11 protein-coding genes are annotated in these 12,890 nt (G+C 51.9%); 8 read left to right on the top strand and 3 right to left on the bottom strand.

Going from position 1 to position 12,890, the window contains the following annotated elements; genetic code table 11:
* Positions 1-86: 86 nt before the first annotated feature.
* A complete protein-coding gene (locus EVJ24_RS10560; protein WP_131441277.1) occupies positions 87-3,593 on the bottom strand; it encodes a lamin tail domain-containing protein in 3,507 nt (1,168 codons plus the stop codon).
* Positions 3,594-3,980: 387 nt separating this feature from the next.
* Between EVJ24_RS10560 and EVJ24_RS10555 the strand changes: the two genes are divergently transcribed.
* The 6 genes from EVJ24_RS10555 to EVJ24_RS10535 all read left to right on the top strand — a co-directional run bounded on the left by EVJ24_RS10555 (position 3,981) and on the right by EVJ24_RS10535 (position 9,189).
* Positions 3,981-4,736, top strand: a complete 756-nt coding sequence (locus tag EVJ24_RS10555; protein ID WP_131441276.1) for an alpha/beta hydrolase — start codon at positions 3,981-3,983, stop codon at positions 4,734-4,736.
* Positions 4,737-4,905: 169 nt separating this feature from the next.
* Entirely contained in the window at positions 4,906-6,561 is a 1,656-nt protein-coding gene (locus tag EVJ24_RS10550; RefSeq protein WP_131441364.1) for a glycoside hydrolase family 13 protein, read from the top strand.
* A 48-nt stretch (positions 6,562-6,609) separates the two neighbouring features.
* The gene (locus EVJ24_RS10545; RefSeq protein ID WP_131441275.1) at positions 6,610-6,942 is read left to right on the top strand and encodes a hypothetical protein; all 333 of its coding nucleotides are present in this window, start codon (positions 6,610-6,612) and stop codon (positions 6,940-6,942) included.
* A 64-nt stretch (positions 6,943-7,006) separates the two neighbouring features.
* Entirely contained in the window at positions 7,007-7,210 is a 204-nt protein-coding gene (locus EVJ24_RS10540) for a YwbE family protein (RefSeq protein ID WP_016508010.1), read from the top strand.
* 1 nt (position 7,211) lies between these two features.
* On the top strand, positions 7,212-7,379 hold the full coding sequence (locus EVJ24_RS15450) for a hypothetical protein (protein ID WP_016507944.1): 168 nt from the start codon (positions 7,212-7,214) through the stop codon (positions 7,377-7,379).
* Between the two features lie 346 nt (positions 7,380-7,725).
* Positions 7,726-9,189 (top strand): alanine/glycine:cation symporter family protein, encoded by a 1,464-nt coding sequence (locus EVJ24_RS10535; RefSeq protein ID WP_131441274.1) that lies wholly within the window; start codon positions 7,726-7,728, stop codon positions 9,187-9,189.
* Between the two features lie 42 nt (positions 9,190-9,231).
* On the opposite strand, the gene EVJ24_RS10530 is transcribed toward EVJ24_RS10535, so the two are convergent.
* Entirely contained in the window at positions 9,232-10,032 is an 801-nt protein-coding gene (locus EVJ24_RS10530) for a formate/nitrite transporter family protein (protein ID WP_131441273.1), read from the bottom strand.
* Between the two features lie 96 nt (positions 10,033-10,128).
* Positions 10,129-10,515 (bottom strand): VOC family protein, encoded by a 387-nt coding sequence (locus EVJ24_RS10525; protein WP_070328049.1) that lies wholly within the window; start codon positions 10,513-10,515, stop codon positions 10,129-10,131.
* A gap of 80 nt (positions 10,516-10,595) precedes the next feature.
* Here EVJ24_RS10525 and EVJ24_RS10520 point away from each other — a divergent pair, with 80 nt between their 5' ends.
* Both EVJ24_RS10520 and EVJ24_RS10515 read left to right on the top strand, forming a co-directional pair.
* Positions 10,596-11,714, top strand: a complete 1,119-nt coding sequence (locus tag EVJ24_RS10520) for a GTPase (protein WP_131441272.1) — start codon at positions 10,596-10,598, stop codon at positions 11,712-11,714.
* Between the two features lie 12 nt (positions 11,715-11,726).
* Positions 11,727-12,869 (top strand): YcjF family protein, encoded by a 1,143-nt coding sequence (locus EVJ24_RS10515; protein ID WP_131441271.1) that lies wholly within the window; start codon positions 11,727-11,729, stop codon positions 12,867-12,869.
* Positions 12,870-12,890 lie beyond the last annotated feature (21 nt).

Genomic DNA, 12,890 nt, shown 5'->3' with positions numbered 1-12,890 from the left:
CGATAATCAGCATCTTCTTCTTAATCCCCGAATTTTGAGATTGAAAACGCAAAAAACCGCAGACGAGATGTCTGCGGTAGCGTTCGTTATTTTTTGACGACGACTGTTTTAGCAGATGCGCCTTTCGTGTAGGTGATGCGTTTGACGTTCTCGGCACCACGAATTTCTGCAAGGTTTGTTCCGTCGACGATGACTTCTTTGACGGTCGCGCCTTTGAAGTCGATGATGGCACCGGCTTGTTTTGGTTTCACTTGAACGACGATGTTTTTGAGCGGGTCACCCGTCAATTCCGTGTAAACGCCGCGCACGAAGATGCCATTCTTGAAGTTCGTCCCTTTACCGATTGTCACGCCAATGTAGTCGTCTTGAAGGACGAGACGGGCAGCCTTATTGTTCTCGACTGTATAACGTTTCACGTCGACAACGGGTTCTGGTGTAAGGTCGATTTGTGCGAGGACCGGATCGTGGTCACTGGCCCGACCTGACATCTCTGTGAAGTCGGCGTTGACGTGAATCATATCAATCTCGGTCGTCGCGGCCAAACGGTTCGACACGAGGATGTGGTCGAGCACTTGCGAGTTCCCTTGGTAGACGTAAGAGTATCGATCGATAGCAGGTACTTTCTCGACCATGTTCGTCATCAAGTCACCTTTGAAGATTTGAAGCGCGTCTGAGAACTCGAAGTCGTTGAAGTCACCGAGGGCGACGACGTTCGCATCCGGGTTATCGGCTTTCACGTCCGCTACGAAGTTGTGGACGAGTTGTGCGATTTTTTTCCGTTGCACTTCACTGCCGAGCACGACCGGCTGTTGTGAACCGAAGAAGCCGGTATCGCCACCTTTTGAGTTCCAATGGTTGGCGATGACGACGACGTTCTCGCCTTGGAAGTCGAACTGGGCCGCGAGCGGCTTACGTGAGCTGTTGAATGCTGGGTCGAGTGGCGCGATTCGGCCCGGGTTATGTGTCAACTTGCCGTTTTCGTAACCGACAGCCGTTGTCGCGTCACCAGCAGGGATGCCTTCCGTGAGCGAGACGCGTTCCGGATTGTACAAGAAGCCGACACGAATGTTGGCGTTCGGTGCGCCACCATCTTGATTGTTCTCCGGATCGATGTTGACGTACTTGTACGACTTGCCGCCGACGGCGACGATGTTGTCGATCAAGCGTTGATAGCTTTGGTCAGCTGCAGCATCTCCTGTGCTTTGACCGTTGTTGTCTTGAACTTCGGTCACCCCGATGATGTCCGGGCTGTTCAACTCTTCGACGAACGCTTTCGCCAGTTTGAGTGCTTTCTCGTCCGACGTCTCCTTCACGTTGTTCGAGAAGTTCTCAAGGTTGTAAGAAGCAATCGTCAACTTGTCTTCTTCTGCCTCGATGAATGTCGTCTCACGCTTGGCATCACCTTTGACGAAGGCAGCTTTCATCTCATCGAGACCTGCTTGAATTTTGTAGTTTCCATATGAATAACCGACGACACCGACGATTGGTCCGTTGAAACGGTCACCGGTCGCGACATCGAAATCACGAGCGGCAGCGTTCGGCTCGAGACGGAATTGGATCCGTTCTGGGTTGGCATCGTCTTTTTTCAACAGAATGCCGCCGTTGAACGTCTCGGTCGGAGTGGCTTCGAGCACAGTCGCGAGGTCGCCGTTCTGTTGCGGTGATACCGATTTGAGGTTGCCCGTCTCAACACGCATCCCTTCAAGGCTCTCCCAGAAGTCGATGGCGTCTTTGTCCGGATTGAAGACGGCGAGGGCATCGCTGTCGATGAACTCGGTCGGCAAGTTCGACGCGTCAATCTTCACTGGGGTCGGAAGTGTGACACCGCTCTTGACGACATTGACACTGCCGTTGCGCGTATCGATTTGCGTCATCTTCATGTCCGTCTGTTGGCGGTCGCTATAGCCTTCGATGGCATACTCGCTGACGAAACCTTTCACGCTGACGAGGTCACCGACTTGGATGCCTGCGATTGAACGGCCACCATATAAGATGATGCCTTCTGATGTGCGTGCGTCTTGATCCGCTTCCATATCAGGTGTCTGGATGTAGTAATACGTCGTTCCCATCGAGACGAATGAATACGTGACGACACCTTCGACGCCTTCGACTGTCTGTCCGTTCATCGGCGACGTATGGCTCGCGCCTTGGATGTCGTGGATGCGGATCTTGTCCGTAATCTTATAGTCGAACGTCGTCACAGCGCTGAACGTATCGCCTGATTTGACGGCGACTTTGAGTGTCTTCGTTGCGTCGATGCGAACAGGTGCCGTATAGAGCGTCCCGTTCACTTTCGGGTCCGACCCATCGAGCGTGTAGTAAATTTCAGCCCCAGCTGTCGTCGTCGTGAGCGTCACGTCTTGTGGCCCGACGAACGTTCCTGCGCCTGGCTTCGCTGTCGCAGGGCGGAGGACAGATGCGTCGATGACCGTGTCAGACGTGTCGCGCGGAATGATTTGATAGGCATCATCGAACTGTTGAACGATCCCGGTGATTGATGAGTAATTGACGTCTGTCTGTAAGTCGAGACTGCCGCGTTCATCGCGGACGATAAACTCTTTCGTCCCGTCTGTCGCCGTCAAGTTTTGGCCGCTGCCTGAGAGTGTGACGTTGTTCACGGTGACCAGTTCAGACTCGACGTCTTCGTTGACTTGATCGCCCGTGACGACTTGTGCGGTCGGTACGTTTGATGTTTGTTTCGAGACGACGACGGCGCTGTTCAATTGAAGGAGTTCACGATATGAACCGACGACACCCGTGACGACGACTTCATCACCGACGTTGACCGCGAGCGAAGTCGGACGGACCGATAGGCCGCCTGTCGCGTCTTGAATCGAGATCGTGTTCGCAAGTTTTGCCGTGACGACGCCTTTGATCGTGACCGTTTCACCTTCTGCCTTCGTGCGGGCATCACTGATTGAAATCGGAGTGACCGGTGCCGGTGGTTCTACCGTTCCGCCATCGCCGTATACGACACCTTGGAACGTGTGCGACCCGAGGTTCGTGAACGTATCGATTGGTTGTGAGTTCCATTCCGCCGCTGGGTCGAACGCATCCGTACCGTTAGCATCTCCGGTCGTGACCGTATCTTTACGAATCAACGTCTGGTCAGCGGTCGCGACGCTTGTTCCCCATTTTGTGCCCGGGTCGACACCGATTTGACCGAAGACGTCGAGCACAGTGTCCCCTTTTTTCAAGACGAGCGTGTCATCACCGTTAAAATTCGTCACGCCGCTCGTCGCATTTGATTTTGCCTTGAGCGCTTCACTCGCACTGCCGTTGACGATGACATACGTGCCACCCGGTTGGAGGGTCCCCGTCAAGTTGAGCGTCGTGCCAGGAGCCGTCCCGCCGTTTGAATACAGTTCGAGCTTGTAGGCAGAGAGGTCAATGGCTGAATCGGTTCCGTTGAACAATTCAATCGCTTTGTTGTTGCTTGAGCCTTCAATATACTCCGAGATGAATAAGTCTGCTGCGTTCAACGTTTCGGCTTGTACGTTTGCCGCGATCGGCGTCATGCTGCTGACGATCAGTCCGGCTGATAAAGCGAGGCCGGTCATTTGTTTGAGTGAACGTGCTTTTGGTTTCCCCATGTTGTAGTCTCCCTTTGGTATGTAGATGGCCGATACGATTTCCCAATTCGTTTGGTCACTTGTTGAGCGTTTAGCCCCCTCCTAGTCAACACAATAAATGATAGCGCTTACATTAATCGACTGGTGTCTATGAAAATGGCTCGTTGCGACTCCATCGATTGGTGTATTTGACTATCATTTACCAACTTTGCAACTACATGTTAAACATAACCAAGCAGACGTCAGAACTCAATCTCCTTTTCACGAAGTTCATATTACATTTCGATGACAAGGTAATGAGTTTTTGGATTTTTCCCTTTTAGGTTGACGACAAGGCCATGAACTCTTACAATTCATTAATACAAATTAAGTGTATCGGTTAACTGTGAATTGATAGGGAGGAAACGAATGACGACGACTACTTATCCGGTCATCCCGGGAGCGGGGACGTTTTATTATGAAGGGAATCAAACCGGGATATTATTATGTCACGGTTTTAATGGGACACCACAAAGCGTGCGCGATGTCGGGATCGACTTGATGGAAAAGGGCTTCACGGTGTATGCCCCTCGCTTGACGGGGCACGGGACCGACCCCGAGGACTTTAGATGTTCGACGAGCAAGTGCTGGTATGAGAGCATGGAAGCAGGTATCCGCTTTTTGCGCGAGCGATGTCGCCACGTCATCGTCGTCGGACAATCGATGGGCGGGACGCTCGCCTTAAAAGCCGCGCTCGCTGGCCTTGCCGACGCCGTCATCACAATCAACGCGGCGTTGTCTGTACCGGGCTACGCGTGTCATGCGGCTGACGACGTCTGTCGCTTCATCGACGAGGACGAGCCGGATATCAAGGCAAATGATGTGTATGAGATCGTCTACGACAAAGTACCGACGTCGGCCATTCGCGAATTGCTCGCTTTAATCGAGGAAGTTCGGCCTAGTGTGTCTGACGTAGTAGTTCCGACGTGCGTCATCCATTCCGCTGTCGACCACGTCGTCCCGCCGGAAGATTCGATATGGTTGTATGACAAGATTCAGGCACCGAAGCAGCGTATCGTTTTGGAGCAATCGTACCATGTGGCGACGATGGACCATGATCGCGCTCGATTGGCCGACGCGATCGGTACGTTCTGTGAACAAGTGACGACGGTTGAACAAATGTAGTCTCTAAGACTGCATTTTTTATTTGCGCTTCTTTGCAAACGCTTGCACTAATGCTATTGTAAGATTAGAATTACTCAAACAGTGGTATGTACCTTCATTGATACTAATCGTAGGCTTAGGAGGAATTTGACGTATGGAGACGGCGTTCAGACAAAGTGAGAAGCAAGGCATCGCCCGGGCATGGTGGAAAGAAGCCATCGCCTATCAAATATACCCGCGTAGTTTCAAAGATTCGAACGGGGACGGCATCGGCGACCTCCGTGGCATTATCGAAAAGCTTGATTACTTGGAAGACCTCGGCATCGATGTGATCTGGCTCTGTCCGATGTACAAATCACCGAACGATGACAACGGCTATGACATCAGCGATTACGAAGACATTATGGAAGAGTTCGGGACGATGGAAGATTTCGATGCGTTGCTGAGCGCGGTCCATGCGCGAGGGATGAAGCTATTGCTAGACCTCGTCGTCAACCATACGTCAGACGAACATCCATGGTTCGTCGAATCGAAAAGTTCGAAAGACAACCCGAAGCGGGATTGGTATATATGGCGAGACGGATCAGAAGACGAGCCACCGAACAACTGGGCCAGCATTTTCGGCGGCTCGGCCTGGGAATATGACGTGGCGACCGAGCAGCACTACCTTCACGTGTTCTCTAAAAAACAGCCTGACTTGAATTGGGAGAATGAAGAAGTGCGCGGTGCGGTCTACGATATGATCAACTGGTGGCTCGATAAAGGAATCGATGGGTTCCGGGTCGATGCGATCAGCCACATTAAAAAGATGCCGACCGAGACGATGTTGCCTTCCCCGGATGGCAAACGTCACGTCACGGCGTTCTCGATGTATTCAAATATCGAGGGGATCCACGAGTACCTCCAAGAGATGAAGCGAGAGACGTTCGCCAAGTACGATATCATGACGGTCGGGGAGACGAACGGGATCGAGCCGAAAGCGGCCGACCTGTGGATGGGACCTGGAAACGGGGCGATGAACATGGCGTTCCATTTCGACCACGTCGATATTATGCGCAAGTCCCGGCTCGCCCCGCTTGACGTCGTCAAACTGAAACGTATTTTTGACAAGTGGCAACAAGGATTGCTTGAAACAGGGTGGAACGCCCTCTATATCGAGAACCATGACATGGTGCGTGCCGTCTCGCTCGTCGGGGACGAGAACCATTATTGGCGCGAGAGTGCGACCGCGCTCGGGATGATGTACTTCTTCATGCACGGGACGCCGTTCATCTATCAAGGACAAGAAATCGGTATGAAGAACGTGCCGTTGCCATCGATTCACGACTACGATGACGTCGCGACAAAGAACGAGTACTTCGAACGGATCGCGAACGGGATGAGTGAAATCGACTCGATGCAACACGTTTGGGGGACGTCGCGCGACAACGTCCGGACGCCGTTGCAGTGGGACGCCTCGCTGCACGGCGGCTTCTCGTCAGCCACCCCGTGGATGCCAATCCATGCCGAGTATGAGACGTTGAACGTGGAAGCACAGTCTAAAGACGTGAACTCGATTCTGTCGTTCTACAAGGCGATGATCCGTCTGCGCCGAGCCGAGGAGACGTTCACGTATGGAAGTTACCGTGATCTCTTGCCGGAACATCTGCAAGTATTCGCGTATGAGCGCAAGTTCGAGCAACAATGCTTTTATGTGCTCGTCAACTTGACGGCGAATCCGGCCGAGACGACGCTGCCTGGTCTTGACGAGGCGACACTCGTCTTGACAAATGAGGTGGACCCGGAACCGATCGAGCAAGACAGGTTCATGCTGAAGCCGTTTGAAGCCCGGTTATATCGCTTATAATGACGAGACACCTTCCATTCGGGAGGTGTCTTTTAGGAGGGGATCAGTATGCATCAGATCGAACTCGGGAACGACGACGTCACGGTTCGATTCATCATTGCTGAGGCTAATCGTACGACGCTAAAACTCGTCCTCGCTCGAGACGCAGAAATGGTCCGGACAGCTGACTATGTCTCGTTTGGACGAGACCTTACCGAAGCGTATGAGCAATTGAGTGGTAAGGCCCAACTTCAAAATGAGAGCGGCCGGACGATTTTAACGATTGCGTTCAACAGGGGACGGGTCGATGTCTCAATCGCGTGGGGACAAGGCGTGACGACGTTTGCGACCGATCAAAGTTATTTGACGAAGACGCTTGGTCAGGTCGGTCCGTTTGAATAGACTGTGACAAATGCGGGAAAAGAGCATATGATAGAGGTTGACTATACGGAAAGGGGTGTCGGGTATGGATGGTAAGAAACGCGCGGACATTCGCCCAGGACTCCACGTCCAGATCGTCCTGAAACAAGATCAGCGGAGCGGGAAGTTGACGAAAGGCGTCGTCAAAGACATTTTGACGAACTCGCCAAGTCACCCGCACGGCATTAAAGTACGCTTAAACGATGGACAGGTCGGTCGGGTAAAAGTGATCGAAGCTGGAGGTGAATGATATGAGTGAAAAGAAATTGAGTTTCCAAGAGGCGATGAAGCAAAAACTCGCCGAGAAGAAACAGAACGAAACGAAAGTGCCGACAGGACTTCGTGGGACGAAGCAAAAACCGTTGACGAACCAGTTGACGAAAAAGCCGAACAACCAGAAGAAACGGACCGGCGTATAAACCAAGCAGTTGCTCATGCGAGCGACTGTTTTTTTGTTGGGGTCAATCAGGCGACGCATCAATGATATGACGGTCATTGAAGTCACACAGATGGAGTTTCTTCAAAAAGATGAAACCTTAAATCAAATAAAAAAATAAAAATGATGATTTATTCATTCTTCCGAAATAGTATGTAAGCGCTTTAAGTGTTTGTTTTTCGGGCTTCTTGTCTATTTTTATGTGACGAAATTGTGAAGACACCTATAAAAAAATTGTTGCTAATTGTCAGAATCTTTGTATAATTCAGAACTAAGACATCATAAAAAAATCTTCAACTTAGATTTCCACAACAGGGAGGAACTTATTTATGGAAGCCGTACAGAACATGCTGCAGGGAAGCGTCGATTTTATGAACAACATTTTATGGACATACGTCCTAATCGTCGTACTCGTAGGAGCCGGAATTTACTTCACGGTTAAAACACGATTTATGCAATTCCGCTACTTAAAAGAGATGTTCCGCGTCATCACAGAAAAATCGGATGCGACAGACAAGAAGAGCATCAGCTCAGCGAAGTCGTTCTTCATCGGAGCGGCTACTCGGATTGGAACCGGGAACTTAGCCGGGGTCACAGTGGCTGTAACGGTCGGTGGACCGGGAGCAGTCTTCTGGATGTGGATCGTCGCTTTACTCGGTGGTGCGACAGCGATGATTGAGAGTACGCTTGCCCAAGTATATAAAGTGAAAGATGACGTCGCATACCGCGGCGGACCAGCTTACTACATTGAAAAAGGGCTCAACAACCGAGCGCTCGGCATCGTGTTTGCCGTCTTGATCGCCGTGACGTTTGGTCTTATCTTCAACTCGGTACAATCGAATACGATCGCAGCCGCGTTTGACAACGCGTTCGGCATCGACGCAGTCGTCGGTGGAGCTATCTTAGTTGTTCTTACAGGAATCGTCATCTTCGGTGGCGTCCACCGTGTCGCGAACTTCTCGGCAATCGTCGTACCGGTCATGGCCGGATTATATTTATTGATTGCTGGTTATGTCGTCGTCGTTAACATCACGGAGATCCCGGGTGTGTTCGCTTTGATCTTCAAGAGCGCGTTCGGCCTTGAGCAAGCGTTCGGTGGCTCGGTCGGTGCGGCCATTTCGATGGGTGTCCGTCGGGGTCTCTTCTCGAACGAAGCCGGTATGGGTTCAGCCCCGAACGCGGCAGCAGCGGCAGAAGTGTCGCACCCAGCGAAACAAGGTTTCGTTCAAGCGCTTGGTGTCTTCTTGGACACGTTGATCGTCTGTACAGCAACAGCAGCCATCATTCTTCTGTCGGACAGCTACGCGACAGGGAACGGTGAAGGGATCGTCTTGCTCCAAAATGCATTGACTGAACAAATCGGTGCGTGGGCGCCAGCCTTCGTCGCAATCAGCGTCTTCTTGTTCGCTTTCAGTTCGATTGCGGGAAGCTACTACTACGGCGAAACGAACATCGAGTTCATCAAGAAGAGTAAGACGGCAGTTCTTGGATTCCGTATCGCAACGATGGCGTTCGTCTTCATCGGAGCGGTTGCTAGTCTCGGCTTCGTGTGGAGTCTCGCCGACTTGTTCATGGCAGGGATGACGTTAATTAACATTTCGGCCATCACATTGCTCGGTGGTATTGCCTTCAAAGTCCTTCGTGACTATGAAGAACAACGGGCCCAAGGTCTCAACCCACGCTTCTCGGCCCGTAAGCTCGGCATCGAGAACACGGAGTGTTGGGACGTCGAAGAGGACGAAGTTGCAGAAGGAGCGGTCCAAGTCGCTGCAGCTGATTCATCTAAACGATAATTTACGCAACAACAGGGGCCCTGCATCGGGGCCCCTGTCTTGTTATGCGTTCTGGCGGAGTGCTTCCACGTTCGCCGTCCCAGGTTTTGCGTTCAAATGGAGGTATGTGCCGGCAACGAACAAGGCGCCGCCGACGATATTGCCGAGTGTGGCGAAGAAGAGATTATAGAGCGCGAGTCCGATGTTGATCGCTTCAGACGGTGCATAATAAAGGGCGAGTCCGAAGACGCCCATGTTGGCGATCGAGTGTTCGAAGCCGGCGGCGAAGAAAACGACGACCGGTAGCATCGTCAACATGATTTTGGCGACGTCGTTTTGCGTCTTGAGCGGCATGAAGATGGCGATACAGACGAGTACGTTACAAAGGATACCTTTTAAGAAAATGGCGAGTGCGTCACCGCCCATCTTTTTAGCAGCTACGACTGCGAGCAAGTGGTCACTATTCATGTCACCCATGCTGTGGGCACCGATGACGAGGATCGTGAACAACAGCGCGCCGACCAAGTTGCCGATCCAGCTGATGCCCCACACTTTGATGAGATCACTCCATGCGACACGCCCGCGCTTCGCACCGGTATATAAGTACATCGTGTTGCTCGTGAACAATTCTCCGCCCATCCAGACGATAAAGACGAGCGCGACCGAGAAACTCATGCCGGCAAACAGCATCGTCCCTGGTACGTCGATAAACATATTTCCGACCGTGAAAGCGAAGACGACGCCGATCCCGATCAAAAAACCGGCGACGATTGAGCGAAGTGCATATTGACCGAACGAATGATGAAGCAGCGTCGCTTTTTTATGGGCGGCTTCTTCCATATAATCGATAACTTGTTTTTCCATTTGAATAAGACCTCCTTTAGACAACTTAAGTCTAGGAGGTCTTAAAAAAGTTTGCAATTGTTTTCACAAACTTTCGGTGAGGGGATTTGTATCCGTTCACATCGTCGCCACGAGTTCGACTTTGATGCGATCCGGGTCTTCGAAATAGAGCGCGACGTAGTTCGGACCGCCGGCATACGGAAACCGGTCGGCGTACAGCTCGTTGAAGCCGTAACGGGACAAGCGGCTGCGAAAAGATTCGAGTTGCTCAACCGATTCAGCGTGAAAGGCGAGGTGGTTCAGTCCTGTTCGCTTCCGATGATACGAGGGTTCGAGGTATGCCGGTTCGGTTTGAACGAAGACGAGGTACGTCTCACCATGACGATAACTTTTTCCGTGTTCCCATTGTTGGTATACCGTATACCCAAGCTCTGTGAGGAGCCAATCCCAAGCGATTAAACTTTTGTTCAAGTCAGAAACATAGAGCTCTACGTGGTGAAGCATGCGTCTCATCCTTCCGTCGGACGTTTCAAAAGCGGCCGTTTAGTATAATGGTATTATACAACGACTGCAGGGGGAACCAAATGGACAACACGGGGCTTGTCTCGAACATATTGATCGCGGGAAAAACAGGCGTCGGCAAGAGCGCCTTCTTGAACTATATTTACGGACGTGACGTGGCCGAGTCACGGGCGGGCAGCCCGGTGACGGCAGAAGGCCTGCACGAATACGAGTATTACGATCTTGAACGCGGGATCTTGTTCCGCTTTTTTGATACGTGGGGGCTTGAAGCCGACCGGTCTGAAGAATGGCATGAAGCGGTCATCGCCGTCGTCAATAAGCGGGAAGGGGCACTCGACATCGCTGACTGGTTCCACACGATTTATTATTTGCTGTCGATCAACTCAGGTCGTGTCGAAACGTATGAGCTCGAGGCGATTTTGAAGCCGCTTTACGCGAAAGAGAGTAACGTCACCATCATCTTGACGAACTATAATCCGGACAGCGCGATGAACGTGGAGAAAGCCGAGGCGATGGAAGACGTCTTGATGCGAGAACTTGGCATCAATCGTGACGCCATGATCCGGGTGAACAGTGTCGAGAAAAAGCTGTTGAGCGGACAAGTCGTACCGACGCTCGGTTATGAGGCGGTCTGGCAACGTAATCGAACGAACCTCTGGCAGGATGTCGAGCGGAAATTACCGCTCAACTTGACCCGGCATTTATTGGACGAGCTCGAAGCGTGGCGCGACCGGAGTTACCGTTCGGCTGAAAAAATTCGGATGATCACCCCGCAAGCGATGATCAGCTGGAAAGCGCGTCAAATCGAAAAAGATTTGGAGAGCACGCTCGAACAGGCCGCGCTCACGACAGAAGAAGCGATGGCGCAGGGGGTCCGTCATTACATTCAACTGATGGAGCGCTATCCGCTCGTCGGCAAAAAGGCGGACGTCGGTTTCAAGACGCGCCGGGTCGAACTCGGCTTTGATTATTCATTTAAGCGGACGATTCGAAAGATGGTGCTCGGGATGATTCCGGGTATTCATTTCATTTACTGGGCGTTCAAGCGCCGGACAGCGGAGCGGGGCATCAAAAAAGCCATCGACCAACAGTATGAGACGGTCAGGGAAGCGATTGTTCAGGACGTGCAACGTGGATTCGAGAACGAGATGAAGCAGCTTGGGCGTACGCTCAATCAATGAGGAGGAAGTCATATGGAGAAAAAAGCGCCATTTAATTTAGATACGTACGATTTGAAAGAAGAGTTGGGTCGTCTGCGAGGCGAAGTCAAGAAGCCGAACATTTTAATCGCCGGTGCGACCGGTTCTGGGAAGAGCTCGGTCGTCAATCATGTGTTCGGTCGTGATTTGACGAAAGTGGCGGCCGGCGAGCCGGTGACGCGTGGAATCCACCAGTTCATGAGTGATGACATCGCAATCGTCCTCTACGATAGCGAAGGGTACGAGATCGGAAGTGAGCGTCAACAGGCTTATGCCGATGAAGTCATCGGCTTCGTCGAACGGACGCAGACAAAACCTGCGGCCGAGCAGATGCACCTCGTCTGGTACGCTATCAACGCCTCGATGAAACGGGTCACACCGCTCGATCGGACGCTGATCAAACAGTTGAACGACGTCACTTCTGTCGCAGTCTTATTGACGCAAATCGATCAAGTCGACATGGATGAATTGACGGCGTTGCGAAACGAATTAGCTGGAGTCGTACCGGAAGACGCAATTTTTCAGGTGAGTGTCGCCGGTGAGTTATTGAACGATGCTGAACTTCGGGACCACCTTGACTGGGAACGTCTCGTCACATGGTCGGTCGACCAGCTCGACCAGTCACTTCAAGAAGGATTGCTCATGGAGATTCATGCGGAGAGCGAAGCGATGCTCAAGCTGAAACGCAAGAAGGCGAACCGAATCATCTCGGGCTATGTCGCGAGTGCTGGGACGGCTGCTGCCGTGCCACTCCCGTTCGCGGATGCGATCGCGTTGACACCGATCCAAGTGACGATGAGCGTCCACTTGTTCCGTTATTGGGGTGTCAAAGCGAGCGATGACATGTTGAAAACGTTGATTGGTAGCACGATCATCCCGCAAATCGGACGGACGCTTTCGAAGACGCTGTTGTTGAACGTCATGAAGTTCTTCCCAGGTGCGAACGCGGCGGCGAGTGTGATCAATGCGACAGTCGCATCCGGGATCACCTGGGCTATAGGACTTGCCATCAATGAAGTCGCGTATCGCAATGCGATGGACTCCTCGAAGACGATCGAGCAACTGCTCAACAGTGACTTTAGTTCATTGTTCGATCAGTTCATAAAAGAGAATCCGATGTCGAAAGACAAATCTTGATTCGAAGTTTGTTACGATGAG

It is taken from the genome of Exiguobacterium sp. SH1S21, from assembly GCF_004337175.1.
GTDB classification, from domain to species: domain Bacteria; phylum Bacillota; class Bacilli; order Exiguobacteriales; family Exiguobacteriaceae; genus Exiguobacterium; species Exiguobacterium aurantiacum_A.
The sequence above is the reverse complement of the archived record's forward strand: the minus strand, read 5'-3'. Positions and strand labels throughout refer to the sequence as shown.

Coding starts and splice junctions, on each gene's coding strand:
- EVJ24_RS10555 (WP_131441276.1), top strand. CDS start 3,981: ATGACGACGACTACTTATCCGGTCATCCCGGGAGCGGGGACGTTTTAT.
- EVJ24_RS10530 (WP_131441273.1), bottom strand. CDS start 10,032: ATGGAAAAACAAGTTATCGATTATATGGAAGAAGCCGCCCATAAAAAA.
- EVJ24_RS10535 (WP_131441274.1), top strand. CDS start 7,726: ATGGAAGCCGTACAGAACATGCTGCAGGGAAGCGTCGATTTTATGAAC.
- EVJ24_RS10545 (WP_131441275.1), top strand. CDS start 6,610: ATGCATCAGATCGAACTCGGGAACGACGACGTCACGGTTCGATTCATC.
- EVJ24_RS10520 (WP_131441272.1), top strand. CDS start 10,596: ATGGACAACACGGGGCTTGTCTCGAACATATTGATCGCGGGAAAAACA.
- EVJ24_RS15450 (WP_016507944.1), top strand. CDS start 7,212: ATGAGTGAAAAGAAATTGAGTTTCCAAGAGGCGATGAAGCAAAAACTC.
- EVJ24_RS10540 (WP_016508010.1), top strand. CDS start 7,007: ATGGATGGTAAGAAACGCGCGGACATTCGCCCAGGACTCCACGTCCAG.
- EVJ24_RS10525 (WP_070328049.1), bottom strand. CDS start 10,515: ATGCTTCACCACGTAGAGCTCTATGTTTCTGACTTGAACAAAAGTTTA.
- EVJ24_RS10560 (WP_131441277.1), bottom strand. CDS start 3,593: ATGGGGAAACCAAAAGCACGTTCACTCAAACAAATGACCGGCCTCGCT.
- EVJ24_RS10515 (WP_131441271.1), top strand. CDS start 11,727: ATGGAGAAAAAAGCGCCATTTAATTTAGATACGTACGATTTGAAAGAA.